Origin of the sequence: Bradyrhizobium sp. TM102, assembly GCF_009176685.1 — a bacterium.
Taxonomy (GTDB): Bacteria; Pseudomonadota; Alphaproteobacteria; order Rhizobiales; family Xanthobacteraceae; genus Bradyrhizobium; species Bradyrhizobium ottawaense.
The window spans coordinates 1,772,565-1,797,592 of record NZ_AP021855.1 but is presented as its reverse complement, the minus strand read 5'-3'; the positions used below and the strand labels follow the sequence as shown (position 1 = coordinate 1,797,592).

Sequence of the window (25,028 nt, the reverse complement as noted above, 5' to 3'; positions counted from 1 at the left end):
AGGCTCCTGAAGGGTCTTACGTATTCAACAAGATCGCGCCGATCGCAGCCGCCACCGCCTGCTGCGCCGGTTCAACCACGGGCACGCCGATTGCCTCCGCAATTGCCGCGCGGTGCGAGGCCATGCCGGCGCAGCCCATCACCACGACGTCGGCACGGCACTGCGTGACCAGCGCGCGGCCGGCTCCGATCAATCGTCCCCGGATATCGGCAGCTGCGGTCTCGGCAGCGCTCGCGCCGACCGACCAGCTTCCGGCATAGCGGCCGTCGACGCCCATCACCCGCACCATCCGTTGCTGGCGCCGGATGCTCGACGGCGACAGCGCGATGATGCCGAAACGTTCGCCGAGCATCAGCGCGCGAAAAATGCCGCACTCGGCGATGCCCAGCACCGGGCGGCCGCCGGCAGCCTCGCGCACCGCATGCAGACCGGGATCGCTGAAGCAAGCGAGCACGAAGGCATCGGCGTCGTCGCGCGACACACGATTCACCAGCGGCATGACGACGCTATCGGCATCACGCTGCGAGCTGATGCCCGGCGGCCCCTCGGCAAGGCCGACGACCTCGATGTCAGGCCCGCCGGCGATCCGCAGCGGCGCGACCGCCTCGTCGATCGCCGCCGTCACGGACGTCGAGGAGTTCGGGTTGATGACGAGGATGCGGGTCATGGCGCTCCCTAACGGTTACCGGCCTCATGCCGCAGGAAGTTTTCCGCGATCTTCTCGCCGGTCGTGATCCAGACATCCGGACAGGATTTTGCGTAAGTCAGGAACTCGCGCAACAGGCGCAGCCGCATCGGGCGGCCGCTGCATTGCGGATGCAGCACCGTCGTCACCATCGCGCCCCAGTCGCGGACCTCGTCGAGCTCGTCCTTCCAGATCGAGAGCACATGTTCCTTGGGGAAGATCGAGCGCGGGCTGAAGCGGGCGGAGAGACCATGCATCCAGTCGTCATAGCTCGCGGTCACCGGCAGCTCGATCGTGCCGGGCTTGCCGTCGGCAAGTCGATGGCGATAGGGCCGCACATCGTCGCGGAACGAGGAGGTATAGACGATGCCATGACGCACCAGCGCGACGCGCAGCTCCTCGGTGAACTCGCCATAGGGCGCGCGATAGCCGATCGGCTTCACGCCGAGCCGGCGCTTCAGCGCCTCGAAACCGCGCTCCAGCTCTTCCTCGATCCAGGGATCGCCGGGATCGGGCAGCAGATGATGATAGCCGTGATGTCCGATCTCGTGACCGGCCTTGAGGATAGACTCGGCCATCGCGGGATGCGCATCGACCGACCATCCCGTGACGAAGAAAGTCGCCTTGAGATCGAGCTGGTCGAGCAGCTCCAGCAGCTTGGGCGTGCCGACGCGGGCCTCATAGCCGCCATAGCTCATGGTGATGAGCCGCTGGGCGTGACCTGCGTCCTTGCTGGTCCACGCGCTCTCGGCGTCCACGTCGAACGACAGGAACATCGCCGAATTGTACGGCTTCGGCCAGGGATAGTCCGGCGCGGGATCCGCGGTGTTGGCCGGGACGAGCGGGATGCTCTGGAGTACTTTACTGTCCAGCATTGATGGTCGCCTTCTCGAGTGCGTTGTCCGTCAGTTTCCACTTGGCAAGCAGCGTGCGATAGGTGCCGTCCGCGATCAGCGCGTCGACCGCCTCCAGCATCGCCTGCTGCAACGCCTTTTCCTTGACCGGCAGCGCGATGCCGGTGAATTGCTGTGCGATGGGCTCGCCCACCGTTGCATAGGTGCCGGGCTCGAGATCCATGATGTAAGGCAGCGTCTCGTTGCCCTGGGCGGCGGCATCGATGCGGCCCTGCCTGAGCTGGGTGCGGGCGTCGGCTGAGCCGTCGGTGCCGACGAACTGGATCGGACTGCTGCCGCAATTCTTTTCGCTCCACGCCGCGATTTGCGCCGGGAACATGGTGCGGCGACTGGCTCCGACCTTCTTGCCGCAGAGCGATGCGGCGTCCTTGAACTCAGCCTTGCGCGACTGCTGCACGAAGAACTGCGGACCGCTGCGCAGATAATCGACGAAGGACGCGATCTCGTGTCGGCTGGCATAGTCGGTGAAGCCGGACAGGATGGCGTCCACACGCCCGGTCGAGATCGACGGCATGAACTCGGCAAAGCTGGTTTCGGTCCATTCGATCTTGAGGCCGAGCTTGCGGCCGATGGCTTCGCCGAGATCGATGTCGAAGCCGGACAGCGCGTTGGTCGCGGGATCGCGGAACTCCATCGGCGGATAGTTCGGCACCAATGCCACCTTGATGCTGCCCCGCTTGGCGATCTCCGCGGGCAGATCGATCGCCATCACCGACGCGTTCATGACGCCGAGGAACGCTGCCGCAACCAAAAGTCTCTTCATCAACACGCTCCCATTCAGATCACAGCGGAAAGAAAAGCCCTGGTGCGCTCCTCGCGCGGGGCGCCCAATACGTCCGATGCGCGGCCCTGTTCGACGATCGCGCCCTGGTCCATGTAGACGACGCGATCAGCGACCTCGCGCGCGAAGCCGAGCTCGTGCGTCACCACCATCATGGTCATGCCGCTCTTCGCCAGTTCCTTCATCACGGCAAGAACCTCGCCGACGAGCTCGGGATCGAGCGCGCTGGTCGGTTCATCAAAGAGCATCAGCATCGGCTTCATCGCCAGCGCACGCGCGATGGCGACGCGCTGCTGCTGGCCGCCGGAGAGTTGGGCGGGATACCAGTCCGCCTTCGCGGACAATCCGACGCGGCGCAGCAGTTCGAGCGCTTCCCTGCGCACCTCATCGGGTTTGCGTCCCTGCACCTGGACCGGGCCTTCGGTGATGTTCTCCAGCGCCGTCTTGTGCGGAAACAAATTGAAGCGCTGGAACACCATACCGGTCTTCAGCCGCTGCCGCCCGATCTCGCGCTCGCTGAGACGGTGCAGCCGTCCGCTTTGCTCGCGCACCCCGAGCAATTCGCCGTCGAGCCAGATGCCGCCGGCATCGATCGTGGCCAGCTGGTTGATGCAGCGGAGCAGCGTGGTCTTGCCGGAGCCGGAGGCCCCGATCAGGCACATCACCTCGCCGGGCCAGACGTCGAGCGAGACGCTTCTGAGAGCCTGGAACTCGCCAAAATTCTTGGCGACGGAGCGGATCGCGACGAGGGGCTTTGTCATCGCGCGAGCCGCAATGTGCCGCGCGCAAAACGGCGTTCGAGCAGCATCTGGAGCGGGGTCAGGATCGAGACCACGAGCAGGTACCAGAGCCCGGCGACGATCAAGAGCTCGATCACGCGGGAATTGGCGTAGTAGATGTTCTCGGCGTTGTGCAGCAGCTCCGGATACTGGATGACACTCGCGAGCGAGGTCGCCTTCACCATGCCGATGAACTCGTTGCCGAGCGGCGGGATCACCACGCGCATCGCCTGCGGCAGCACGATCCGGCGCAACGCGCGCAACCGTCCCATGCCGATCGCCTGCGCCGCTTCATACTGCCCGATGTCGACCGACAACATGCCGGCACGCATCACCTCCGAGGTGTAGGCGCCCTGGTTGATGCCGAGCCCGAGCAGCGCGGCAAGGAACGGCGTCATGACGTCGACGGCGCGCGCGCTCCACAAGCCGGGAATGCCGATGGTCGGGAACACCAGCGCGAGGTTGAACCAGAGCAGCAGCTGCAGGATCAGCGGCGTGCCGCGGAACAGCCACGTGTAGCCGGCGGCGGCCGTCTTCAGCACCGGATTGGGCGACAGCCGCATGATCGCGACGATGATGCCCAGGACGATGCCGAGCGTCATCGCCAGCACCGCCATCACCATGGTGTTGACGATGCCTTCGAGAATGACTTTTGCGGTCAGGAAGCGGCTGACATAGGACCATTCGATCTGCCCGTTCGCAAACGCGCGCGCAATGGCCGCGAGCACGAGAATGATCAGCGCGGCGCTGAGCCAGCGAAACCAGTGCGGCTCGCGCGCGATCCTCATCCCCGACAGATCAGGGAAACCTTCCGCGAGTGCCGGCGCCGGCTTCATTGCGGCGCCGCGTTGAGCATAGGCTGGGCGACCGCGTTGGCCCCTAAGCCCCATTTGTCGAGAACAGCCTTATAGGAGCCATCGGCGATCATGGCGGTGAGCTTCTCGGTCACGACCTCGCGCAGGGCGGCATCGTCCTTGCGGAACATGATGCCTTGATAGCCTTTGGCGAAGGGCTCGCCGACGACGCGGTATTTGCCGGGCTCCTGCGTTTGCGCGTAAGGCAGCGTCTCGCTGCCCTGCACGGCGGCATCGATGCGGCCTTGCTTGAGCTGGTTGCGGACGTCGATCGAGTTCTCGCCCGGAACGTACTGGATGGCAGGCTTGCCGGCCGGCTCGCAATTCTGCTTGCTCCACTTCTCGATCTCGACCGGGAAGCTGGTGCTGCGCGTGGTGCCGACCTTCTTGCCGCAGAGATCGGTCGCGTCTTTGGCTCCATTGTCCGCCACGACGAAGAATTGCGGGCCGGTCTGGAGGTAATCGACGAAATCGGCGGTCTCGCGCCGCGAGGCCCGGTCCGAGATGCCGGACATGATGAAGTCGGCGCGCTTGGTCTGCAGCGAAGGGATCAGCTCGGCGAACGGCGTCTCGCTCCAGACGATCTTGAGGCCGCCGAGCCGCTTGGCGAGCTCGTTGGCAAGATCGATGTCGAGCCCGACCAGCTCATTGGTCGCGGGATCGCGATACTCCATCGGCGCATAGGTGGAGTTGACCGTGAGCTTCAGCGTGCCCGCCTGCTTGATCTCCGCGGGAAGCTCGGCCGCCTGTGCCGACGTCGCGGCAGCCAGGGTTGCAAGGGCGAGGAAATGCGAAAGGCGTGTCATGTCAGCTCCTTTGCCAACGCCGCGACCGGCCGTTTGAAATCAATCCGCATCGAGAACGGCCGGCTCGATGACGCCTGCACGTTCAGTGATCACCCTGTATTGCTCCGGCCGCCGGTGGGCGGCGAAGTTGAACATCTTGTCCTTGCCCTGGCGACACAGGTCGAGATCGATGTCGGCGACGATCACTTCATCTGCGAGCGTCTGCGCCTGCGCGACGATGCGCCCATTCGGATCGACGATGCAGGAGCCGCCGATCAGTCCGGAGCCGTCCTCCTCGCCCGCCTTCGCCACCGAGATCGCCCAGGTCGCGTTCATGTAGGCGTTGGCCTGCGTCACCAATGTCGAGTGGAAGGTGCGCAGGGCGCCGTCTTCGGTGGTGCCGCCATTGGGATCGTAGGCAGCCGAATTGTAGCCGATACAGACAAGCTCGACGCCTTGCAGGCCGAGCACGCGCCAGGATTCCGGCCAGCGGCGATCGTTGCAGATCATCATGCCCATGATGGCGTGGGCCCAGGCCGAGCCGGCGCGGAAGGCGGGAAAGCCGAGATCGCCATATTCGAAATAGCGTTTCTCGAGTTGCTGGTAACGTGCGCCCGGCCGCGGCTCCACCGAACCCGGCAGGTGAACCTTGCGATAGCGGCCCAAGATCTCACCGTCGCGATCGACCAGGATGGCGCAATTGTAGCGGCGGCCGTCAGCGGTCTGCTCGGCATAACCGACATAGAAGCCGACGCGCAGCGCCCGCGCACGATCGAACAGTTTAGCCACCGCAGGGTTCGGCATTCCGCGCTCGAAATAACTGTCGAGCGCCTCACCCTCGAGCAGCCAACGCGGGAAGAAGGTGGTGAAGGCAAGCTCGGGGAACACCACGAGGCTGGCGCCGCGGCCGGCCGCCTCCTCCAGCAGTGCAAGCATCCGCGACAACGTATGCTCGCGCGTATCGGCTTTTTGCGTCGGCCCCATTTGAGCGGCGGCGGCGCGAAGGACACGAACCAAGTTTGCCTCCAATCTGTGCGCAGTGCTGCCTCAATGGGCGAATGAACCCTTTGATGCGACGTGCAAATCCGCTGCCATTACGGGCGAGCGGGGCTGCAAAATCAATTCATTCTGCTATGATGTTTTGGCCCTGAGTATAATCAGCAGTGATATGAACCTGCGTCAGCTCGAAATCCTGCGCGCCGTCATCCGCCACCGCACCACGGTCGCGGCGGCGGACGAACTGGCCCTCTCGCAGCCCGCGGTCAGCAATGCGCTGAAGACGATGGAGGCGCAGGCGGGCTTCGCGCTGTTCGAGCGGGTCAACAACCGGCTGTTTCCGACCGCGGAAGCGATGGCGCTGTACAAGGAGAGCGAGGCGATCTTCGCGCTGCACGCAAAACTCGAGAACCGCGTGCGCGATCTGCGCGAGAACCGCTCCGGGCACCTTGCCATCGTGGCGACGCCGCCGCTGGCCTACAGCATCATCCCCTCCGCGCTGTCAGGCTTCCTGCGGCGTCGCCCGGAAACGCGCGTGTTCTTCGACGTGCGCCGCTACGAGGGCATCATCGAGGGCGTGCTCAGCCGTGTCGCCGAGCTCGGCTTCGCGCTCGGGCTGACGCATCATCCCGGCATCGCGCACGAGGTGGTGCATACCGGCGAGATGGTGTGCGTATTGCCGCCGCAGCACCCGCTCGCCGAAAGGCCCGTGATCTCGGCTTCGGATCTGTCCGGCCTGCCTTTCATCGGGCTCGAACGCGGCACGCGGCTGGGTGAAGCCGTGCGCGACAGTTTTGCCCGCGCCGGCGCGCCGTTTCAGCCGACCGTCGAGGTGCGCTACTGCAACACGGCCTGCGTGTTAGCTGCCGCCGGCGTCGGCGCCGCGGTGGTCGATCCCTACTCGCCGCGACAGAACGGCGGCAGCGGCCTCGTTGTCCGCCCGTTCACGCCGACGACGCACGCGGTCGCCTATATGCTATGGTCGGAGGCCGAGCCGCTGTCGCGCCTGGCCAAGGCCTTTCTCAACGAGGTCCGCAAGGAAAGTGCACTGCTGGAGCGTACAGCGTCACACCAGCAATATAGGGCAGAAGGCGGCTGAGCATGATCCGGAAAAGTGTGAAGCGGTTCTCCGGAAAGATCATGCTTGAACAACAAACAAAGCGCGATGACGATTCATTCTGATCTCATCGCGCTTTGGCTTCGCAACCTTCCGGGGGGCACATGGCACGCATCACCATCATCGAGACCGGACAGGTCCCGCAAAAATATCGGGAGCAGCACGGCTCGTTCCCGGACATGTTCGAACGCATGGTCCGCACCGAGGACCCGACGGCCACGGTGGACGTCGTCAGCATCCCGAACGGCGACGCGCTTCCCGATCCGGGCAAGCTCGAGGCCGTGCTGATCACCGGCGCGGCAGCAGGCGTCTATGACGGGCTCGACTGGATCGCGCCACTGGAGCATTTCGTCCGTACCGCTTACGCCAACAAGACGCCGATGGTCGGAATCTGCTTCGGCCATCAGTTGATCGCGCAGGCGCTCGGCGGCACCGTGCGCAAGTCGGAGAAAGGCTGGGGCATCGGCCGGCACGTCTATCAGGTGCTGCCGGAGAACGGCGTCATTGCCTGCGAGGAGGTTGCAATCGCCGCCTCACATCAGGATCAGGTGATCGAGCCGCCCAACGACGCGCTGACGATCCTGTCGTCGGAGTTCACCCCGCATGCCGGCCTGCTCTACGCCAATGGCACGACGCTGACCGTGCAGCCGCACCCGGAGTTCGACGTGGCGTTTGCGCAAGTGTGCTGCGATCTGCGCGACGGCAAGGCTCCGGATGACGTGGTGGCGACGGCGCGCGCATCGCTAGCCGAGCCGATGGACAATGCGAAGCTCGGTGGGGCGATTACGCGGTTTCTGGCAAGGCGGTGAGACTTCACCTCGCCCCGCTTGCGGGGAGAGGTCGGATTGCATCGAAGATGCAATCCGGGTGAGGGGGACTCTCCCGCGAGTCCGTCTGCCATCGAATTTGCTGAAGCAGCCCCTCACCCCAACCCTCTCCCCGTAAGAACGGGGAGAGGGAGAGGAAGCGCCTCAGAACGGACTCTCCCCCAATCCCGGCACATCGGCCGGCCGCGGCCCCGGCGCGGCCCAATGAAAGCGGCGGTCCTTCTCCGCAATGGCGATGTCGTTGATCGACGCTTCGCGGCGCTTCATCAGCCCGTCCTCGTCGAACTCCCACTGCTCATTGCCGTAGGAGCGATACCACTGGCCGCTCGCGTCGTGCCATTCGTACTGGAAGCGCACGGCGATGCGGTTCTCGTCGAAGGCCCAGAGGTCCTTGATCAGGCGGTAGTCCTGCTCCTTCTCCCATTTGCGGGTGAGGAACGCGACGATGGCCTCGCGGCCCTGCAAGACCTCTGAGCGATTGCGCCAGCGGCTGTCCTCGGTATAGGCGAGCGAGACCCGCACCGGGTCGCGTGAATTCCAGGCGTCCTCGGCCATGCGGGCCTTTTGCGCGGCGGTCTCACGGGTGAAGGGCGGAAGCGGCGGGCGCGACATGATGGCCTCATCGGTTGGTCGAGGCCGCAATCTATCGCCGCGACTGGTGGAGTCGATAGGCGATCACAAATCGGGCGATCACTTATCGGGCGATCAGGAAATCAGATCGGCCTTCATCAACGCGCGGATCGATTTCGGGATCGGCTGGGCGCGGCCGCCGCTGATGAAGGCGACGCGCACCTCGGCCTTCACCAGAACCTCCTCGCCGCGACGCACTTCCTGCGCCAGCATGGCCATGTCAAAAGTCAGCGACTTGGGATCGACATTCCATACACGCGCAAAAACATTGTTGGATGCTTTAGCAGCCAAACTTACCTAGCTGACTAACCATCTGTTCACTCCGCATTCATCGCGACCCGCAACGCTTTGGGAATTCTCTGAGCCCTTCCCGCAGCGACGAAGGCCACGCGCACGCGCGCCTCGACTATCAATTCGTCGCGGCGCGTGCACCGTTGCAGCAGCGTAATCGATGCGCCTTTGACTTGATCTGGCTGAGTGACGACTTCCAGGACGTCGTCCATGAATGCTGGCCTGAAAAAATCGATTTGCATGGAACGCACTACAAATGCAAATCCGGAAGCGTCGCCATCTGTCTCTTCGAAGAGGGCGCGCTGATCAGTCCCAAGAAGTCGCAAGAAATTCGTCCTGCCCCTCTCCATAAAGCGAAGATAGCTGGCGTGATAAACCGCTCCGCTAAAATCCGTATCTTCGTAAAAGACACGAACCTGCATGTGGTGCACACCGTTGCGAAGTTCGCCATCAAGAAAAGTCGTCACAATCGTTCGCCCGTATCAGAGCAGCACTGAAAGCTTCGGAAGGTCGTGATTGACTTTTCTATACGATGTCGGAACGGAGGCAAAACATTGAAATCCGTGTCCTCGTAATAGACGCGGACCTGCATGTGGTGGCGGCCGTCGCGGATCTCGCCGTCGAGATGAGCTGTCACGTCGCGAGCCTCTTCGCTTGTCGCTAACCGCCCCGTTTTGCGCAAAAACGGCCGGACGCGCAAGCGCAGCTAGGACACGGCGAGCCCTGTCCTTCCCAGCGTCACCTCGACGATCTCGGGCGGCACGCCGACGCGGATCGGCATGATGCTGCAACCGAGGCCACCGGAGACAATGAGGTCGCATTTCAGCCGGAAGTGGCCATAGGCGAGGCGCAGGCCGTTCTTGGGCGAAACCGCCGGCGACCAGCCAAGCAGGCGAACCTGGCCGCCATGGGTATGACCGGACAGTTGCAGCGCGACGCGCCCGGGTACGAGCGGCGCGATGTTGGGCTCGTGCGCGAGCAGGATGACCGGCGCATCGTCGGTGACCTTCGCCAGCGTGGCGTTAAGATCGTCGGCGCCGAAGCGGCCGATGCTGCGGAAGCGCCGCGCCGGCAGGAAGGCCAGCTGATCGCCGAGCCCCGCAAGCCAGAACGGGCGGCCGTCCTTGGTGAGGCGCACCACGTCATTCTCGTAGACGGGGATGCCGGCCGTCTCCAGCGCGCGATGGGCGATCGTCGGCCCATACCCTGCCTGCTGCACTGTCCCGTCGTCCCAATAATCGTGGTTGCCCATCACGGCATGGACGCCGAGCGGCGCCTTCAGGCGGGCCAGCACCCTCGCCCATTCGCTCGCCGGAATCATGCGCGTGACCTGATGAAGGCCGGCGACATAGTCGCCGAGCAGCACGACGAGATCGGCCTTCAGCGCGTTGGTGCGGTCGACGATCGACTCGATCCGCTCCAGCGACATCCAGGGATCGCAGGCATGAATGTCGGCGATGGCGGCGATCTTCAGCGGAAGATCCGCCGGCCATTGCCGCGGCGTCGGATGATAGCGGGTGACGCGGAGCCGCAGCACCGGCTCGATGCCGACGCCATAGGCGGCGGTCGAGACGCCGAGGGCGGACAGACCGCCGATGGAACGGATGAGATGACGGCGCGTGATCATGAAGACCCGATCGTAATGCGCCTTGTTGATGCGGTCCGATTGGAGCGGAATTGGGGTGCGTTCGTGCAGAACGTCTGCACGAGATTACCAGAAATTCATGATAGAAGGAGCGCGCTGCATTGGCGCAGCTCAGTCGTCGCTCTCGTCCGTGCCGAACAGGCCGAATTGTGCCGCCGCATCGCGCGAGGGCTCGGCGATGCCGAGATGACGGAAGGCGTGCGAGGTGAGCAGACGGCCGCGCGGGGTGCGCTGGAGATAGCCGCACTGGATCAGATAGGGCTCGATGATGTCCTCGATCGCATCGCGCGGCTCGGACAGTGCAGCAGCCATGGTCTCGACCCCGACCGGGCCGCCGCCATAGTTCATCGCGATGGTCGTGAGGTAGCGGCGATCCATCGCGTCGAGGCCCGCAGCGTCGACCTCGAGCGCGCTCAGCGCGTGGTCGGCAATCTTGCGATCGATCTTGTCGGCATCGGCCGCCGAAGCGAAATCGCGCACGCGCCGCAACAGACGGCCGGCGATGCGCGGCGTGCCGCGGGCACGGCGCGCGATCTCGTTGGCACCGTCGGCGCTCATGCCGACATTGAGCACGCGCGCACCGCGGCCGACGATGCTCTCCAGCTCCTCGATCGTGTAGAAGTTCAGCCGCACCGGAATGCCGAAGCGGTCGCGCAAGGGATTGGTGAGCAGGCCGGCGCGCGTGGTGGCACCGACCAGGGTGAATTTCGACAGCTCGATCTTCACCGAGCGCGCCGCCGGGCCCTCGCCGATGATGAGGTCGAGCTGAAAATCCTCCATCGCGGGATAGAGCACCTCTTCCACCGCCGGACTGAGGCGATGGATCTCGTCGATGAAGAGCACGTCGCGCTCTTCGAGATTGGTCAGCAGCGCGGCGAGATCGCCGGCCTTGGCGATGACGGGGCCCGAGGTGGCGCGAAAGCCGACGCCGAGCTCCTTCGCCACGATCTGCGCCAGCGTGGTCTTGCCGAGGCCCGGGGGACCTACGAACAGGACGTGATCCAGCGCCTCGCCGCGCTTGCGCGCCGCCTCGATGAAGATCGAGAGGTTCTTGCGCGCCTGCTGCTGGCCGACGAAATCGGACAGCGATTGCGGGCGTAGCGCGGTGTCGCCGACATCGTCGCTGCGGCGCTCGGGCGAGACCATGCGGTTGGCCTTGGGATCGCTCACTCAGCGAACTCCTCGTAGGGTGGGCAAAGGCGCGCTTCGCGCCGTGCCCACCATGTCTCCGATCGGTTGAAAGATGGTGGGCACGCTGCGCTTTGCCCACCCTACGAGACCGACCATTGCCGCGCTCACTTCGCCAGTTCCTTCAGGCCGAGGCGAATGAGCTGCGCCGTCTCGGCATTCTCGCCCGCGCTGCGCGAGGCGGATGCAATGGCGGCGGCCGCTTGCGGCTGACCATAGCCGAGATTGACCAGCGCGGAGATCGCGTCGGCGACGGGCCGCGGCGCCCGCTGATCGTCGACGGCGCCGGCAAGATGCACCACAGCCGGATCGACATTGGCGAAAGCCGGCGCCTTGTCCTTTAATTCGGTAACGATGCGCTCGGCGACCTTGGGGCCGACCCCGGGCGTGCGCGCCACCGCGGCCTTGTCGCGCAGCGCAATGGCGTTGGCGAGATCGGACGGCGCCAGCGTGCCGAGCACGGCGAGCGCGACTTTTGCGCCGACGCCCTGCACGGTCTGGAGCAGGCGAAACCATTCGCGCTCCTGGTCGGTGCGGAAGCCGAACAGTTTTATCTGGTCCTCGCGGACATAGGTCTCGATCGACAGCACGGCAGCCTCTCCCGGCGAGGGCAGATGCTGCAGTGTACGCGCCGAGCAATGCACCTGATAGCCGACGCCGCCGACGTCGAGGAGCACATAATCCTCGCCATAGGAATCGATCAGGCCCTTGAGCTTGCCGATCATCGCTGCGCACCCACTGCTTGAAGGACGCGCGGCAATGTCGGTGCGTTCCCTCCCCCCTTGTGGGGGAGGGTCAGGGAGGGGGGTGCCACACGGGGATTCTCTCGAGAGCGCGAGGACGGCGTGCCCGGCTCATCAACGACGGCAACACCGCTGCTGCGGCTACCCCCCTCCCCAGCCCTCCCCCACAAGGGGGGAGGGAGCTGTTCGAGCGTGCAGCTCATAACCCCGCCACCTTCAGCCTGAGCGCGGTGCTCTGGCGGTGATGGGCGTGGGTGATGGCGATGGCGAGCGCGTCGGCGGCGTCGGCGGACGGCGGCTCGGCCTTGGGCAGCAATATCTTCAGCATCATTGCGATCTGTTGCTTGTCGGCATGGCCGGCGCCGACCACGGTCTTCTTGACCTGGTTCGGCGCGTATTCGGCGACAGAGATACCGAACATCGCGGGCGCCAGCATGGCGACGCCGCGGGCCTGGCCGAGCTTCAGCGTCGCAACGCCGTCCTTGTTCACGAAGGTCTGCTCGACCGCGGCTTCCATCGGCTGATGGTTCGAGAGCACGGCCGCGAGCCCCTCGTGGATCGCGAGCAGCCGGCGCGCCAGCGGCAAATCGTCCGGCGGTTCCACCGAACCGCAGGCGACATAGATCAGGCGATTGCCCTCGGCCTCGATCACGCCCCAGCCGGTGCGGCGGAGGCCAGGGTCGATGCCGATGATGCGAACGGGGCCACGAATCGGAAGCGCAGTCATGGGCCAGTGATAGCGGCTGACTGCCGTGGGGGAAACAGAAACAGAACGGAAGTAACAGGGGAAGTGGCGTCTGGTGCCCCGGGCGCGACGCAGCGCAAAGCGGTGCGGCGCTGAACTGGGGCCCATTTTGCCACCGATGCTTAGAGAACGATGGGTCCCGGCTCTGCGCAGCAGCGCACCGGACGATGCTTCCCATCGCCGGGGACGCTGCAGCGCGTCCGGGGCACGGTGAACTTCAGCCGCCCATCTTCGCGACCAGCGCGTCCGACACCTCGAAATTGGCGTAGACGTGCTGGACGTCGTCGTGCTCGTTCAGCAGATCCATCAGCTTGAGCAGCTTCTCGCCGGTCTCGTCGTCGACCGCGACCGTGTTCTGCGGCTTCCAGATCAGCGCGGCCTTGCGCGGCTCGCCGAACTTGGCCTCCAGCGCCTTGGCGACGTCGCGATAGCCCTCGGTCGAGGCATAGATCTCGTGACCGGCTTCGCCGGAGACGACGTCGTCGGCGCCGGCCTCGATCGCCGCATCGAGCATGGCGTCGTCGGAGGCCACGCTGCGGTCGTATTCGATGATTCCGGTGCGATCGAACATGAAGGACACCGAGCCGGTTTCGCCGAGATTGCCGCCCGACTTGGTGAAGAAGGAGCGGATGTCGGAGGCGGCGCGGTTGCGGTTGTCGGTCAGCGCCTCGACGATGACGGCGACGCCGCCGGGGCCATAGCCCTCGTAGCGGATCTCGTCATAGTTCTCGCCCTCATTGCCGAGCGCTTTCTTGACGGCGCGCTCGATATTGTCCTTCGGCATGTTCTCCTGGCGCGCCGCGATGATGGCGGCGCGCAGGCGGGGGTTCATGTTGGGGTCGGGCGTGCCCAGCTTGGCCGCGACGGTGATTTCCCGCGCCAGCTTGCCGAACAGCTTCGACTTCTGGGCATCCTGCCGCCCCTTGCGGTGCATGATGTTCTTGAATTGGGAATGTCCGGCCATGCGTGGTCTCTCGGGGGTCTCTTGGAAGCGTACGCCAATGAGGGTGGGAAACGCGGCCTTATAGGCCGCCAACCCACCGGAATGAAAGGGTCTCGGATACTTTAAGGTAACACCGTACAGGCCCCTGCCTAGAGGTGAGGCATCGTTAACCCTGACTTCATTCCAGCCTGCGAAAATAACCTCCGAGCGTCCCCCGACAAGAGAGACCTGATGGCATTCGGACTATTTCGGAAGCGTCTGCCGGATATGGCCGCGCCGGTGGCAGCCGCAGAGGCCGCGCCGCCGGTGACCCAGTCCGAGCCCGCCCCAGCCGAAGGTGATTCGGCGCGGGAGATCCTGGAATTACTGGAACTCGAGCTCGGCGCGATGATCCGCCAGCTCGAGCGCGCCGCCAATTCGGTGGCGGGCGGCGCCGAAGCGACCGCATCGACGCTTGCCGCCATCCGCGACCGCACCGACGCCCTGACCGGCCGGACCAATGCCGCGCAATCAACCGCCTCGACCTTCGCCCATGCCGCCGACAAATTCACCCAGTCGGCGCTGGGGATCGGAGCGCAGGTTCGCGAGGCCGGCAAGCTCGCCGACGAGGCCAGCGCCGCGGCGCAGGAAGCCCGCGCCAATGTCGATCGCTTGCGCGAATCCTCCGCCGCCATCGGCAATGTCGTCAACCTGATCGCGCAGATCGCGCGGCAGACGACGCTGCTCGCGCTCAACTCGACGATCGAGGCCGCACGCGCAGGCGCTGCCGGAAAAGGCTTTGCGGTCGTCGCAACCGAGGTCAAGGCCCTCGCGGTGCAGACGCAAGGCGCGACGGAAGAGATCACCAAGAAGATCGACGCACTGCAGCGCGACGCCGCCGGCTCTGCGGATGCCGTGCACCGCATCTCGCAGGCGATCGAGGCGATCCGCCCGGTCTTCGAGACCGTCAACGGCGCGGTCGCCGAACAGAACGCCACCACCAGCGAAGTCTCCGGCAACGCCGCCAGCGCCTCGGAGTTCATCGTCTCGGTCGGCGAGAGCGCAGCCGAGATCGATGCCGCGACCAAGGCCGCCGAGAGCCACGGCGAGAACGTCGCCAGTGCCGGCAAAGCCGTCACCACCTTCGCACAGAAGCTGAAATCGCGCTGCGCCGTGCTGCTCCGCCAGAGCGAGCACGACGACCGCCGCAAGACCGAACGGCTGCCCTGCCATCTCAAGTTCGAGAGCCCGCGCGGCGTGATGCCGGTCTATGAAATCTCGATGGACGGCGTGCTGATCGGCGGTGCGGATGCAGGCCGGCTTGCACCGCAAGCGATGATCGAAGGCACCCTCGAAGCCGTCGGCGCCTGCCGCCTGCGCGTGGTCGAGCAATCCAAGGCCGGTGCCCGCGCGCAATTCGCCAGCCCCAATGCCGAGCTCCGCGAAAAAATCGAGGACAGGCTCTGGGCGATCCACGAAGAGAACACGGAGTTCGTCACCCGCGCCATGGAAGCGGGCAACGCGCTGACCCAGATCTTCGAGCAGGCCGTTGCCCGCGGCGAAATCAGAATCGACGACCTGTTCGACACCGACTACGCCGAAATCGCCGGGACCAATCCGCAGCAATACCGCACGAAATATCTCGACTGGGCCGACCGCGCGCTGCCGCCGTTCCAGGAGGTCTTTCTGGCCAAGGACCAGCGCTTGGCGTTCTGCGCCATGGTCGACCGCAACGGCTTCCTGCCGGTGCACAACAAGATCTATTCGCACCCGCAGCGGCCGGGCGACGTCGCCTGGAACACAGCCAATAGTCGCAACCGCAGGATATTCAACGACCCGGCGGGGTTGGCGGCCGCACGCAACCTGCGCTCGTACCTGGTGCAGAGCTATGCGCGCGACATGGGCAATGGGAATACGGTGATGATGCGCGAGATCGACGTTCCGATCCGCGTGCAGGGCCGGCACTGGGGTGGATTCCGCACGGCCTACAAGCTCTAGAGCCTGGTCCGAAAAAATGTCCCGCAATTTTTCGAGCGGAATAGAGAAATAAGGCGCGAATTGCGCCTGAGTGCACGCTCAGGCAAGACGCCGACCGCGAATCATCCTTTTAAGCTGAATTGGAATGGGAATGCCGCCGTGAGCCGGGGTGCGGCTCTGACTGGAGGACTCATCGAACATGTCCGTCGTACAACTTGCAGTCATGGACACCGGCTCCAATCGCACGCTGGCCGAGCGGCTGATCGATCAGCTTGCCGACCGCATCGGCGGCCTCGGCGTGGAACTCGCCGATATCGCCGGCAACGTCCAGGAAGTCGCAAATCGCGTCGCAAACCAGTCGGAACGGTTCCACCATCTCCAGGAGACCGCCGAGACGATGGTCTCGGCCAACCACGATATCGCCAATGCATCGCAGGCCGTGCAAACCACCACGTCCGCGGCGGTTGGCGAGATCGCGCAATCGCGCAGCGCCGTCGACACCGCGGTCAACCACATCTCCGAGCTCGTCGCGGCGGTGGAGCGCATCGAGGCGCGCCTCAGCGCCGTCGGCTCGGCGCTGGCGCAGGTCGCGAAAGTCTCCGGCTCGATCGAGGCGATCGCGAAGCAGACCAATCTGCTGGCGCTGAACGCAACCATCGAAGCCGCCCGCGCCGGCAATGCCGGTCGCGGTTTTGCCGTGGTGGCAAGCGAGGTGAAGAACCTCGCGGAAGCCACCCGCCAAGCCACGCACCAGATCTCCGACACCGTGCGCGATCTCGACGGCCAGATCGAAGGCCTGATCGGCGAGAGCAGCGACGCCTCGCAGCGCGCCAAGACCGCCGGCGAAGGCGCCCAGCAGATCTCCGGCATCATCTCGCGGGTTCAGCAGGGCTTCGCCTCCGTGGAGGCGGAGATCGGCAGCGTCACGCGCGCGGCGACCTCCAATCTCGGACATTGCGACACCGTCATCAGCGAGCTGAACGAACTCGCCAAGGGCGTCGACCTCTCCTCGCGCGATCTCAAGAGCGCCGATCAGCGCGTGACAAAGCTGCTCGACACCTCCGAAGGCCTGATCGCGCTGATCGCCGACAGCGGCGTCGAGACATCGGACGCACCGCTGATCCGAATCGTCGTCGAGACCGCGAAGCGGATCTCGACCGAATTCGAGGCCGCGATCGATCGCGGCGACATCACGCTCGACCAGCTCATGGACGAGACGTATCGCGAAATTCCCGGCACCGATCCAAAGCAGTACCTCACCAGCTACGTCGACTTCACCGACCGCGTGCTGCCCGCGATCCAGGATCCGATCCAGAAATCCGATCCCCGCATCGTGTTCTGTGTCGCCTGGGCCAAGGGCGGCTATCTGCCGACCCACAACCCCAACTACCGCCTGCCGCAGGGCAAGGACCCGGTCTGGAACAACGCCAATTGCCGCAACCGCCGCCTGTTCAACGATCGGGCAGTGCAGAAGGTCGCGGCGAACACCAAGCCGTTCCTGCTCCAGACCTACCGGCGCGACATGGGCGGCGGGCAGTTCGTGCTGATGAAGGACCTGTCCTCGCCGATCGTGATCCGCGGCAAGCGTTGGGGCGCCTTCCGGATGGGTTTCCGGCAGAGCTGAGGGCCGCTCAGTCAAAAATCTGAAAAACAACCCCATGCACAGTAGCCGGGGCGTCCGAAATCAATGGCTTACGCCGGCAGCCTCCGGCCCGTTTTGACTCGTCGGGCAAAACAAGGGCACAATGCTATTATTCCGAAGTTCGGCATCTGAGCTTGGCAAGGCCGGAGCAAGCGCCTCGTCCTTCGAGACGCCCGCTCACGCGGGCTCCTCAGGATGAGGCTTCACTGCACCGGTGTCCGGTTGAAACTGCTGCTGCGGACTCCGTCCTCATCCTGAGGGCCCGCCGGAGGCGGGCGTCTCGAAGGATGGGCCGCAGGCGAGGTTCGCCGTCGCGCGGCTCTCCGGTCACGAAACTTTCCCAATCGCACGACTTTCGTCATCGCATGATTTTGCGCATCCGCACGACAATCTGCGGTGATCGACGACGCGCGCGCCGAAAAAGCATCAAAACATGACGATTATCATATCAATTAGCCCAAAACGCTGGCAGCGAGCGCCGCACAAATTCGTGAACGTCATGGGCTGACGCGTCAGCAGCGCAAATATGCATTGCCGGAGATTGCGACGCTTCATTGTCGCGCGCGAATTGGCTGACTAGATCGACGTAAGCGATCGAGCGAGCAAGGGGATGCATATGGCAACTGTTCTCACCATCAACGGCGAAACGAAATCGTTCGATGCGCCGCCTGAAATGCCGCTGCTGTGGGTGCTGCGCGACATCCTCGGAATGACCGGCACCAAGTTCGGCTGCGGCATCGCGCAATGCGGCGCCTGCACGGTGCATGTCGACGGCAAGGCCGTGCGCTCCTGCGTCCTGCCGGTCAGCGCGGTCGAGAACCGCGCCATCACCACGATCGAACATGTCGGCAGCACGCCTGCGGGCGCGAAAGTGCAGAAGGCCTGGCTCGACCTCGAAGTGATCCAGTGCGGCTATTGCCAGTCCGGCCAGATCATGTCGGCCGCCGCATTGCTGGCCGCTACGCCCAATCCTGACGATTCCGACATCGACGCTGCGATGGCCGGCAACATCTGCCGCTGCGGCACCTATGTCCGCATCCGCGAGGCCGTCAAGCAGGCCGCCAACGGCCGTCAGTCCTGAGGTCCACCATGAATGCACATAACAGCGTCTCCCGCCGCGCGCTGCTGACCGGCGGTCTCGCCACCGGTTTCCTGCTCGCCTTCCATCTGCCGCTGCGCGCGGCCGTCAACGAACCGGTGCAGCCGCCCGATGCAACCGAGGGCAAGTTCGCGCCCAACGCCTTCATCCGCATCGACGAGACCGGCCGCACCGTGCTGATGATGCCGCAGGTCGAGATGGGCCAGGGCACCTATACCTCGATCTCCGCCGTGCTCGCCGAAGAGTTGGATGCCGACTGGAGCAAGGTCGAGGTGCAGCACGCCCCGCCGAACGACAAGCTCTACGGCAATCCGACCTTCGGCCTGCAGGTCACCGGCAACTCCAACTCGATCCGGGCCTGGTGGACGCCGCTGCGCAAGGCCGGCGCCACCGCGCGCGCGATGCTGGTGCAGGCCGCGGCCGCCCAATGGGGCGTCGAGCCCGCGAGCTGCACGGCGTCGAAGGGCGAGGTCGCGCATGAAGCCAGCGGCCGCAAGCTCGCTTACGGCGCGCTGGCGCTCGCTGCCCAGGGACAGACCCCGCCGAAGGATGTCGCGCTGAAGGACCCCAAGGACTTCGTCATCATCGGCCAGCCGCTGAAGCGGCTCGACACGCCCGACAAGGTCAACGGCAAGGCCGTCTACGGCATCGACGCGATCCTGCCCGGCATGAAGTTCGCGACCGTCGCCGCCTGCCCCGTGTTCGGCGGCAAGGTCGGCAAGGTCGACGACAGCGCCGCGGTGAAGCTCCCTGGCGTGCGCAAGGTCGTGGTGCTCGACGACATGGTCGCCGTGATCGGCGATCACATGTGGGCGGCCAAGAAGGGCCTCGAAGCCCTCAAGATCGAGTGGAACGAGGGACCCAACGCTGCGATCACCACGAAGGATGTCTGGGACGATCTGCGCAAGGCCAGCCAGAAGGACGGCGCGGTCGCCAAATCCGACGGCGACATCGCCAAGGCGCTGGCGAGCGGCGACAAGTTTGAGGCGGCTTACGAGCTGCCGTTCCTGGCGCATGCATCGATGGAGCCCATCAACGCCACCGTCCATGTCAAATCCGATTCCTGCGAGATCTGGACCGGCACGCAGATCATGACGCGCGTGCAGTCGGAGGCGGCGAAGGCCGCTGGGCTTGCGGTCGACAAGGTCATCGTCAACAACCATCTGCTCGGCGGCGGCTTCGGCCGCAAGCTCGAACCCGACATGGTGATCGCGGCGGTGAAGATCGCAAAACAGGTCGACTACCCCGTTAAGGTGGTGTGGACCCGCGAGGAGGACATCCAGCACGACGTCTACCGTCCGGTCTATCGCGACCAGATCACTGCGTCGCTGGTCGACGGCAAGGTCGCGGGGTGGAAGTACAAGGTTGCCGGCTCCGCCGTGCTGGCGCGCTGGCTGCCGCCGGCGTTCCAGAAGGGCATCGACATCGACGCGATCGATGCCGCGGTCGATGCACCCTACGACTTCGCCAATTTCCACGTCGAATATGTCCGCGCCGAGCCGCTGTCGGTGCCGACCGGCTTCTGGCGCGGCGTCGGCCCGAACAACAACGTGTTCGCGGTCGAATGCGCGATGGACGAGCTCGCGCGCAAGGCGGGCAAGGACCCGATCGAGTTCCGAAAGTCCATGCTGACCAAGAACCCGCGCATGCTCGCGGTGCTCAACCAGGTCGCGGAGAAATCCGGCTGGGCTCAACCGCTGCCTCCGCGCGTCGGCCGCGGCGTCTGCGTGCAGCCGTCATTCGCGAGCTTCATCGCGACCGTGGTGGAGGCGGAGATCGACGACATCGGCGAGATCGTGCTCCGCCGCATCACCTCGGTGGTCGACACCGGCATTGCCGTCAACCCCGACACCGTGAAGGCGCAGATCGAGGGCGGGCTGATCTTCGGCCTCACCGCCGCGCTCTATGGCGAGATCACGATCGACAAGGGCCGCGTGCAGCAGTCGAACTTCCACGACTATCGCATGATGCGCATCAACGAGACGCCGAAGATCGAGGTGATCGTCGTCAAGAGCGGCGAGGCGCCCGGCGGCATCGGCGAGGCCGGCGTCAACGCCGGACCGCCGGCGCTGCGCAACGCGATTCTTGCCGCAACCGGCGTGGCGCTGCGGCGCCTGCCCATTGACCGAAAACTGCTGGCTGCGGGGAAGAAGGCATGAGCGGGAAGATGCGTATCCTCACAAGCGTCGCTGCGATCGCCATCCTCGCAGCAGGGCTCGGCGTCTGGATCATCCGCGGGCCCGGCCCGCTCGATTTCGCGGGCGGCACGAAGGTGGCGCTGACGGATTACCGCGCCGGCAAGCCGACCGGCGTGCCGGCCAAGCTGGAGAAAGCGAGCCTGGTCGAACGCGGTGAATATCTCGCCAAGGCGGCCGACTGCATGGTCTGCCACACCAAGCCCGGCGAGAAGGATTATGCGGGCGGGCTCGCCTTCAAGCTGCCGTTCGGCACGCTCTATTCCACCAACATCACGCCGGACAAGGACACCGGCATCGGCAATTACAGCGACCAGGATTTCCTGAACGCGGTCCAGCACGGCCAGCGTCGCGACGGCGCCCGGCTCTATCCGGCGATGCCGTACACGTCCTACACATTCATGACCGACGCGGACGTGCTGGCGGTGAAGGCCTATCTGTTCAGCCTGCCGGCGGTGCGCGCGAAGGCGCCGGAGAATACGCTGTCGTTCCCGTTCAACCAGCGTTGGGCCATGATTGCCTGGTCGGCCGTGTTCAATCCGGACACGCGCTTTGCGCCTGATACTTCGAAGAGCCCGGAATGGAACAGAGGCGCGTACCTTGTCGAAGCGCTGGCGCATTGCGGCGAATGCCACACCCCGCGCAATCTCGGTTTTGCGCTGGATAACCGCAAGAAGTTCGCCGGCGCGATCACGGCGGGCTGGCGCGCCTTCAACATCTCCTCCGACAAGGCGACGGGTCTCGGCAATTGGAGCGACCAGGATCTGATCTCGTATTTGTCGCTCGGCCATGCGCCGGGCCACGGCTCGGCCTCGGGCCCGATGGGTGAAGCCGTCGACCACAGCTTTAGCCAGTTCGCGCCAGAGGACATCAGCAGCATCGTTGCTTATCTGCGCAGCGTGCCGCCGGTGCCCTCGCCCGACCTGCCCGCCACCACGGCACCCGTCGCCCCCGCCTCGCACAAGGACGGCATCACGGCGGACGCACGCGGCAAGAAGGTGTTCGCCAGCGCCTGCGCCAGCTGCCACGGCTGGAGCGGCGAGAGCCCGGTCTCGCCGATGGCAACGCTGACCGGCACCTGGGCCGTCAACGACCCCGCCGCCACCAACGTCGCGCAGATCGTGCTGTCAGGCACCAAGCGCCACACGCCCGATGGCGCGCTGTCGATGCCGGCGTTCGGCAACGCCTACACGGACGACGAGATCGCGGCGGTGGCGAACTACGTCACGGCGCGGTTCGGGACGAAGGGCTCGAAGCTGACGGCGAAGGATGTCGCGGAGCTGCGGGGACAGACGGCGGAGTAGTACGGTGGCGGTACTTGCAGCGAGATTGATGCGCAATCGCGCGTGTCAATCTCCGCTGTCGTCCCGGACAAGCGAAGCGCAGATCCGGGACCCATACCCACAGGGAGTGGTTTGGCGAGAATTCGGAGTGGGAGCTTTGCCTCACACTTCTCCCTGTGGGTATGGGGTCCCCGCGTGCGCGGGGACGACACTGAGTTTGACGCGCCGCTACTCAGCTCAACCAGAACTTCGGCGTCGCCGGCTCCAGCCTTCCGCCGACGCGCACTGGCGCGATCTTCAGCGCGAGGCCGGTGACATCATCCGTCTCCACGGCGACGCCGCTCAGCGTCGCCGCGCCCGCGGCCGGCTCGAACCGTCCCGACGGAATCCCCGACGTGAACCTGCGCAGCGGCTCTTCCTTCTGCATGCCGATGATGGAATCGTAGTCGCCGGTCATGCCGGCATCGGTCATGTAGGCGGTACCGCCCGCGAGGATCTGGTGGTCGGCGGTCGGCACGTGGGTGTGCGTGCCGACGACGAGGCTGGCGCGGCCGTCGCAAAAGAAGCCGATGCCCTGCTTCTCGCTGCTTGCCTCGCAATGGAAGTCGACGACGATGGCGTCCGCAGCGACGCCGAGCGGACAGGCGCCGAGCTCACGCTCCAGCGCCGCGAAGGGATCGTCGAACGGGGTCATGAAGACGCGGCCCAAGGCGTTGACGACGAGCGCATGCTTGCCGTTCTTGGTTTCGACCAGGGCTGCGCCGCGGCCGGGCGTGCCGCGCGGATAGTTCGCGGGCCGGATCAGGCGCTCGGCACGCTCGATGAACACCAGGGCTTCACGCTGGTCCCAGGAATGGTTGCCCAGCGTGACCGCGTCGGCACCGGCGTCGAGAAACTCCTGATAGATCGCTTCCGTGATGCCGAAGCCGCCCGCGGAATTCTCACCGTTGACGACGACGAAATCGAGCGACCAGTCCTTGACCATGCCGGGCAGATATTCGGCGATTGCCGTGCGTCCTGCACGGCCGACGACGTCACCCACGAAGAGAATGCGCAACTTCAGAACTCCGGAAATCGAACACGTCCGATTCCGTTAGCACATAATCCAGCGCGACGTCGTGGGATAGTGCCGGAACCGCCTTGATCTCCTGCGCTGCAAAAGCGAGCCCGATGCCGACGATACTCTTGGCCTTGCGCAAATGCGCGAAGGTGAAGTCGTAATGCCCCGCGCCATAGCCGATGCGATGGCCGAGGCGATCGAACGCCGCCAGCGGCGTCAGCATGACATCCGGGATGACTTCGCTTGCGGCCGGCGACGGCTCGGGAATGCCGAGCGGGCCGAGCATCAGGCGATCGTTCGGGTGGAAGATGCGGAAGATCAGCGACTGGCCGCGCGCGGTGACGCAAGGCAGCGCCAGCTTTGCGCCCTGCTCGGCGAGCTTCTTCAGCAGCGGCATCGGATCGATCTCGCTGCGGATCGGCGAATAGCCGGAGACGATGCTGCCGGGCAAGAGATCGAACGGCAGTCCGCGCTTGGCGAGCTTTGCGGCGGCAGCGCTGCGCTTCTTTTCGCTCAGCGCGTCGCGTGCCGCGAGGGCTTTGGCGCGGAGCTCGGCTTTGGAGTTGGGCATGCGCTTTGGTCCCCCACGTCATCACCCGCGAATGCGGTGATCCAGTATTCCAGAGGCGGCAGTGATTCACACAAAGGCCGCGGCGTACTGGATGCCCCGCCAAACCGGGGCATGACACCTGTTGACTGGCCGCAGTCGTTTCAACAGGCACAAACCAAGCAAACAAAAGTGCGAAGCCGCGTACGCCGTTGAAGCACTCGATCCCGGAGTTCCCTACGAAAGTAGGTGGGCACCATATGTCCGGGCCCACGGGCCCGGCCAGGGACAGTTCCCTAAAGGATCGATAAGGCCCCGGGGATATATGGCTCCTGACGCGCGTCGCAGCCTCGCCCGGGCAATGTAACAACGATACTGACGAATCGCCAGCCCGGCGAGCGGGTCGCTTTCGCGGCCCTCGCTCGCAATGCCACCCTCCCCTGGAGGGGGAGGGTCGCTACGCATGCAGCGAAGCGAAATGCGTAGCGGGGTGGGGTGACGGTCTCTCCACCTCCAACAGTGTTCGTGTGGAGAGATCACCCCACCCCGCTCGCGCTACGCGCGATCGACCCTCCCCCTCCAGGGGAGGGTGAACGTCAGCCGATCGCAATCCCGTTGCCGACGGTCCGGTTCAGGACCTGGGTCGACTTCTCGATGCGTTCGGCCGCCGCGTTCAGGGCATTCACCACGGCGGTCTGCGTCATCCTGGCGCGCTCGACCGCGGCGTTGCGGAAGTCCCTGAGCTCGGTCAGCTCCTGCTCCATGGTGCGGACACGGTTGCCGGCATCGACCAGCTCGTCGCAGACGGTCAGCGCCGCCATCACGGTGAGGCGCGCATCGCCGATCTCGCCGAATTTTCCGCGCAGCGATTGGATCCGCGTCTCCAGGCTTTCCGCGAGCTTGAGCAGCCGCACCTCCTGGCCCTCCTCGCAGGCCATGCGGTATTGCCGGCCATTGATGGTGACGTTGATGTGGCTCATCCGTCCTCTCCGGTATCGAGCACCGAGCGTATCGTGACGATCGCGGAATCCAGCCGATCGGAAATCTCGCGATTGGTGCGCTCGAGCTTGCGCGCCTTCACCAGCGCGCCGTCGAGCTCGTCGGCGAGCCGCGAGCGGTCCGCGCCGAGCGCCTGGATTCGTGCCGCAAGCTCGTTCTCGTCGCGATCAGCGTCGCGCCGCCGCTCGACCGCGCTTTCGAGCGCGTCGAGCGCCGACATCAGCCTGCGGGTCGCGATCTCGATCTCGACCGCGGAGGACTCCGTCATGGCGGAACTGTTGGACACGCGATCGTTCATGTAGTCAGCGGCGGAACCTGTGGCCT

General features: G+C 65.1%; 26 protein-coding genes and 1 other RNA gene. 7 read left to right on the top strand and 20 right to left on the bottom strand.

The window, feature by feature from the left end; translation table 11 throughout:
* Positions 1-16 precede the first annotated feature (16 nt).
* From GDN70_RS08420 to GDN70_RS08390, 7 genes are read right to left on the bottom strand one after another with little or no spacing between them, the layout of a single operon-like run.
* Positions 17-667: an aspartate/glutamate racemase family protein gene (locus tag GDN70_RS08420; protein WP_097668337.1), complete on the bottom strand. Its 651-nt coding sequence runs from the start codon at positions 665-667 to the stop codon at positions 17-19.
* 8 nt (positions 668-675) lie between these two features.
* Positions 676-1,560, bottom strand: a complete 885-nt coding sequence (locus tag GDN70_RS08415) for a polysaccharide deacetylase (RefSeq protein ID WP_152102379.1) — start codon at positions 1,558-1,560, stop codon at positions 676-678.
* Positions 1,547-2,362 carry an ABC transporter substrate-binding protein gene (locus tag GDN70_RS08410; RefSeq protein WP_173015771.1) on the bottom strand — a complete coding sequence of 272 codons (816 nt, stop codon included), beginning with the start codon at positions 2,360-2,362 and terminating at the stop codon, positions 1,547-1,549. Before GDN70_RS08410 ends, GDN70_RS08415 begins: the two co-directional genes overlap by 14 nt.
* A 14-nt stretch (positions 2,363-2,376) precedes the next feature.
* Positions 2,377-3,141 (bottom strand): amino acid ABC transporter ATP-binding protein, encoded by a 765-nt coding sequence (locus GDN70_RS08405; protein WP_038951050.1) that lies wholly within the window; start codon positions 3,139-3,141, stop codon positions 2,377-2,379.
* Positions 3,138-3,995, bottom strand: a complete 858-nt coding sequence (locus GDN70_RS08400) for an amino acid ABC transporter permease (protein ID WP_161966357.1) — start codon at positions 3,993-3,995, stop codon at positions 3,138-3,140. The genes GDN70_RS08405 and GDN70_RS08400 overlap by 4 nt, the downstream gene beginning before the upstream one ends.
* Entirely contained in the window at positions 3,992-4,819 is an 828-nt protein-coding gene (locus tag GDN70_RS08395; protein WP_038951052.1) for an ABC transporter substrate-binding protein, read from the bottom strand. Before GDN70_RS08395 ends, GDN70_RS08400 begins: the two co-directional genes overlap by 4 nt.
* A gap of 39 nt (positions 4,820-4,858) precedes the next feature.
* Entirely contained in the window at positions 4,859-5,782 is a 924-nt protein-coding gene (locus GDN70_RS08390; protein WP_038951053.1) for an N-carbamoyl-D-amino-acid hydrolase, read from the bottom strand.
* Positions 5,783-5,966: 184 nt separating this feature from the next.
* Here GDN70_RS08390 and GDN70_RS08385 point away from each other — a divergent pair, with 184 nt between their 5' ends.
* Both GDN70_RS08385 and GDN70_RS08380 read left to right on the top strand, forming a co-directional pair.
* Positions 5,967-6,893 (top strand): LysR family transcriptional regulator, encoded by a 927-nt coding sequence (locus GDN70_RS08385; RefSeq protein WP_028140371.1) that lies wholly within the window; start codon positions 5,967-5,969, stop codon positions 6,891-6,893.
* Positions 6,894-7,015: 122 nt separating this feature from the next.
* Positions 7,016-7,720, top strand: coding sequence for a type 1 glutamine amidotransferase (locus tag GDN70_RS08380; RefSeq protein WP_028140372.1), 705 nt, complete (start codon positions 7,016-7,018; stop codon positions 7,718-7,720).
* A 162-nt stretch (positions 7,721-7,882) separates the two neighbouring features.
* On the opposite strand, the gene GDN70_RS08375 is transcribed toward GDN70_RS08380, so the two are convergent.
* The 8 genes from GDN70_RS08375 to GDN70_RS08335 all read right to left on the bottom strand — a co-directional run bounded on the left by GDN70_RS08375 (position 7,883) and on the right by GDN70_RS08335 (position 13,944).
* Complete coding sequence (locus tag GDN70_RS08375) at positions 7,883-8,350, bottom strand: nuclear transport factor 2 family protein (protein ID WP_028140373.1); 468 nt, start codon at positions 8,348-8,350, stop codon at positions 7,883-7,885.
* A gap of 93 nt (positions 8,351-8,443) precedes the next feature.
* Positions 8,444-8,587: a hypothetical protein gene (locus tag GDN70_RS08370; protein WP_371731522.1), complete on the bottom strand. Its 144-nt coding sequence runs from the start codon at positions 8,585-8,587 to the stop codon at positions 8,444-8,446.
* Positions 8,588-8,685: 98 nt separating this feature from the next.
* Positions 8,686-9,126 carry a tol-pal system-associated acyl-CoA thioesterase gene (ybgC, locus tag GDN70_RS08365; RefSeq protein WP_244625873.1) on the bottom strand — a complete coding sequence of 147 codons (441 nt, stop codon included), beginning with the start codon at positions 9,124-9,126 and terminating at the stop codon, positions 8,686-8,688.
* Positions 9,127-9,365: 239 nt separating this feature from the next.
* Positions 9,366-10,286 carry a metallophosphoesterase gene (locus tag GDN70_RS08355; protein WP_028142012.1) on the bottom strand — a complete coding sequence of 307 codons (921 nt, stop codon included), beginning with the start codon at positions 10,284-10,286 and terminating at the stop codon, positions 9,366-9,368.
* 129 nt (positions 10,287-10,415) lie between these two features.
* Complete coding sequence (ruvB, locus tag GDN70_RS08350; RefSeq protein ID WP_173015939.1) at positions 10,416-11,450, bottom strand: Holliday junction branch migration DNA helicase RuvB; 1,035 nt, start codon at positions 11,448-11,450, stop codon at positions 10,416-10,418.
* A 149-nt stretch (positions 11,451-11,599) separates the two neighbouring features.
* A complete protein-coding gene (gene ruvA, locus GDN70_RS08345) occupies positions 11,600-12,217 on the bottom strand; it encodes a Holliday junction branch migration protein RuvA (protein ID WP_038971395.1) in 618 nt (205 codons plus the stop codon).
* Positions 12,218-12,434: 217 nt separating this feature from the next.
* Positions 12,435-12,962, bottom strand: a complete 528-nt coding sequence (ruvC, locus tag GDN70_RS08340; RefSeq protein WP_092254529.1) for a crossover junction endodeoxyribonuclease RuvC — start codon at positions 12,960-12,962, stop codon at positions 12,435-12,437.
* 235 nt (positions 12,963-13,197) lie between these two features.
* Positions 13,198-13,944, bottom strand: a complete 747-nt coding sequence (locus GDN70_RS08335; protein WP_028142017.1) for a YebC/PmpR family DNA-binding transcriptional regulator — start codon at positions 13,942-13,944, stop codon at positions 13,198-13,200.
* 210 nt (positions 13,945-14,154) lie between these two features.
* Between GDN70_RS08335 and GDN70_RS08330 the strand changes: the two genes are divergently transcribed.
* The 5 genes from GDN70_RS08330 (at position 14,155) to GDN70_RS08310 (ending at position 22,119) form a co-directional block, all read left to right on the top strand.
* Positions 14,155-15,900, top strand: coding sequence for a methyl-accepting chemotaxis protein (locus GDN70_RS08330; protein WP_173015770.1), 1,746 nt, complete (start codon positions 14,155-14,157; stop codon positions 15,898-15,900).
* Between the two features lie 178 nt (positions 15,901-16,078).
* The gene (locus GDN70_RS08325; RefSeq protein WP_028142019.1) at positions 16,079-17,503 is read left to right on the top strand and encodes a methyl-accepting chemotaxis protein; all 1,425 of its coding nucleotides are present in this window, start codon (positions 16,079-16,081) and stop codon (positions 17,501-17,503) included.
* 634 nt (positions 17,504-18,137) lie between these two features.
* Positions 18,138-18,602 (top strand): (2Fe-2S)-binding protein, encoded by a 465-nt coding sequence (locus tag GDN70_RS08320; protein ID WP_028142020.1) that lies wholly within the window; start codon positions 18,138-18,140, stop codon positions 18,600-18,602.
* 8 nt (positions 18,603-18,610) lie between these two features.
* Positions 18,611-20,779: a xanthine dehydrogenase family protein molybdopterin-binding subunit gene (locus tag GDN70_RS08315; RefSeq protein ID WP_173015769.1), complete on the top strand. Its 2,169-nt coding sequence runs from the start codon at positions 18,611-18,613 to the stop codon at positions 20,777-20,779.
* Positions 20,776-22,119 (top strand): cytochrome c, encoded by a 1,344-nt coding sequence (locus tag GDN70_RS08310; protein WP_152102373.1) that lies wholly within the window; start codon positions 20,776-20,778, stop codon positions 22,117-22,119. Before GDN70_RS08315 ends, GDN70_RS08310 begins: the two co-directional genes overlap by 4 nt.
* A 211-nt stretch (positions 22,120-22,330) precedes the next feature.
* Here the strand turns inward: GDN70_RS08310 and GDN70_RS08305 are convergent, their stop codons facing one another.
* The 5 genes from GDN70_RS08305 to GDN70_RS08285 all read right to left on the bottom strand — a co-directional run bounded on the left by GDN70_RS08305 (position 22,331) and on the right by GDN70_RS08285 (position 25,002).
* On the bottom strand, positions 22,331-23,155 hold the full coding sequence (locus tag GDN70_RS08305; RefSeq protein ID WP_028142023.1) for a TIGR00282 family metallophosphoesterase: 825 nt from the start codon (positions 23,153-23,155) through the stop codon (positions 22,331-22,333).
* Positions 23,133-23,729 (bottom strand): 5-formyltetrahydrofolate cyclo-ligase, encoded by a 597-nt coding sequence (locus GDN70_RS08300; protein ID WP_152102372.1) that lies wholly within the window; start codon positions 23,727-23,729, stop codon positions 23,133-23,135. Before GDN70_RS08300 ends, GDN70_RS08305 begins: the two co-directional genes overlap by 23 nt.
* Positions 23,730-23,898: 169 nt before the next feature.
* A non-coding RNA gene (gene ssrS, locus GDN70_RS08295) (6S RNA) lies at positions 23,899-24,059 on the bottom strand.
* A gap of 242 nt (positions 24,060-24,301) precedes the next feature.
* Positions 24,302-24,685 (bottom strand): cell division protein ZapA, encoded by a 384-nt coding sequence (locus tag GDN70_RS08290; RefSeq protein ID WP_018318702.1) that lies wholly within the window; start codon positions 24,683-24,685, stop codon positions 24,302-24,304.
* Positions 24,682-25,002 carry a DUF4164 domain-containing protein gene (locus GDN70_RS08285; RefSeq protein ID WP_028142025.1) on the bottom strand — a complete coding sequence of 107 codons (321 nt, stop codon included), beginning with the start codon at positions 25,000-25,002 and terminating at the stop codon, positions 24,682-24,684. Before GDN70_RS08285 ends, GDN70_RS08290 begins: the two co-directional genes overlap by 4 nt.
* Between the last annotated feature and the right edge of the window lie 26 nt (positions 25,003-25,028).

Bases quoted from the DNA above. Each gene is read 5' to 3' on its own strand.
- GDN70_RS08420 (WP_097668337.1), bottom strand. From the start codon at position 667: ATGACCCGCATCCTCGTCATCAACCCGAACTCCTCGACGTCCGTGACG.
- GDN70_RS08415 (WP_152102379.1), bottom strand. From the start codon at position 1,560: ATGCTGGACAGTAAAGTACTCCAGAGCATCCCGCTCGTCCCGGCCAAC.
- GDN70_RS08410 (WP_173015771.1), bottom strand. From the start codon at position 2,362: ATGAAGAGACTTTTGGTTGCGGCAGCGTTCCTCGGCGTCATGAACGCG.
- GDN70_RS08405 (WP_038951050.1), bottom strand. From the start codon at position 3,141: ATGACAAAGCCCCTCGTCGCGATCCGCTCCGTCGCCAAGAATTTTGGC.
- GDN70_RS08400 (WP_161966357.1), bottom strand. From the start codon at position 3,995: ATGAAGCCGGCGCCGGCACTCGCGGAAGGTTTCCCTGATCTGTCGGGG.
- GDN70_RS08395 (WP_038951052.1), bottom strand. From the start codon at position 4,819: ATGACACGCCTTTCGCATTTCCTCGCCCTTGCAACCCTGGCTGCCGCG.
- GDN70_RS08390 (WP_038951053.1), bottom strand. From the start codon at position 5,782: ATGGGGCCGACGCAAAAAGCCGATACGCGCGAGCATACGTTGTCGCGG.
- GDN70_RS08385 (WP_028140371.1), top strand. From the start codon at position 5,967: ATGAACCTGCGTCAGCTCGAAATCCTGCGCGCCGTCATCCGCCACCGC.
- GDN70_RS08380 (WP_028140372.1), top strand. From the start codon at position 7,016: ATGGCACGCATCACCATCATCGAGACCGGACAGGTCCCGCAAAAATAT.
- GDN70_RS08375 (WP_028140373.1), bottom strand. From the start codon at position 8,350: ATGTCGCGCCCGCCGCTTCCGCCCTTCACCCGTGAGACCGCCGCGCAA.
- GDN70_RS08370 (WP_371731522.1), bottom strand. From the start codon at position 8,587: ATGGCCATGCTGGCGCAGGAAGTGCGTCGCGGCGAGGAGGTTCTGGTG.
- GDN70_RS08355 (WP_028142012.1), bottom strand. From the start codon at position 10,286: ATGATCACGCGCCGTCATCTCATCCGTTCCATCGGCGGTCTGTCCGCC.
- ruvB (WP_173015939.1), bottom strand. From the start codon at position 11,450: ATGGTCTCGCCCGAGCGCCGCAGCGACGATGTCGGCGACACCGCGCTA.
- ruvA (WP_038971395.1), bottom strand. From the start codon at position 12,217: ATGATCGGCAAGCTCAAGGGCCTGATCGATTCCTATGGCGAGGATTAT.
- ruvC (WP_092254529.1), bottom strand. From the start codon at position 12,962: ATGACTGCGCTTCCGATTCGTGGCCCCGTTCGCATCATCGGCATCGAC.
- GDN70_RS08335 (WP_028142017.1), bottom strand. From the start codon at position 13,944: ATGGCCGGACATTCCCAATTCAAGAACATCATGCACCGCAAGGGGCGG.
- GDN70_RS08330 (WP_173015770.1), top strand. From the start codon at position 14,155: ATGGCATTCGGACTATTTCGGAAGCGTCTGCCGGATATGGCCGCGCCG.
- GDN70_RS08325 (WP_028142019.1), top strand. From the start codon at position 16,079: ATGTCCGTCGTACAACTTGCAGTCATGGACACCGGCTCCAATCGCACG.
- GDN70_RS08320 (WP_028142020.1), top strand. From the start codon at position 18,138: ATGGCAACTGTTCTCACCATCAACGGCGAAACGAAATCGTTCGATGCG.
- GDN70_RS08315 (WP_173015769.1), top strand. From the start codon at position 18,611: ATGAATGCACATAACAGCGTCTCCCGCCGCGCGCTGCTGACCGGCGGT.
- GDN70_RS08310 (WP_152102373.1), top strand. From the start codon at position 20,776: ATGAGCGGGAAGATGCGTATCCTCACAAGCGTCGCTGCGATCGCCATC.
- GDN70_RS08300 (WP_152102372.1), bottom strand. From the start codon at position 23,729: ATGCCCAACTCCAAAGCCGAGCTCCGCGCCAAAGCCCTCGCGGCACGC.
- GDN70_RS08290 (WP_018318702.1), bottom strand. From the start codon at position 24,685: ATGAGCCACATCAACGTCACCATCAATGGCCGGCAATACCGCATGGCC.
- GDN70_RS08285 (WP_028142025.1), bottom strand. From the start codon at position 25,002: ATGAACGATCGCGTGTCCAACAGTTCCGCCATGACGGAGTCCTCCGCG.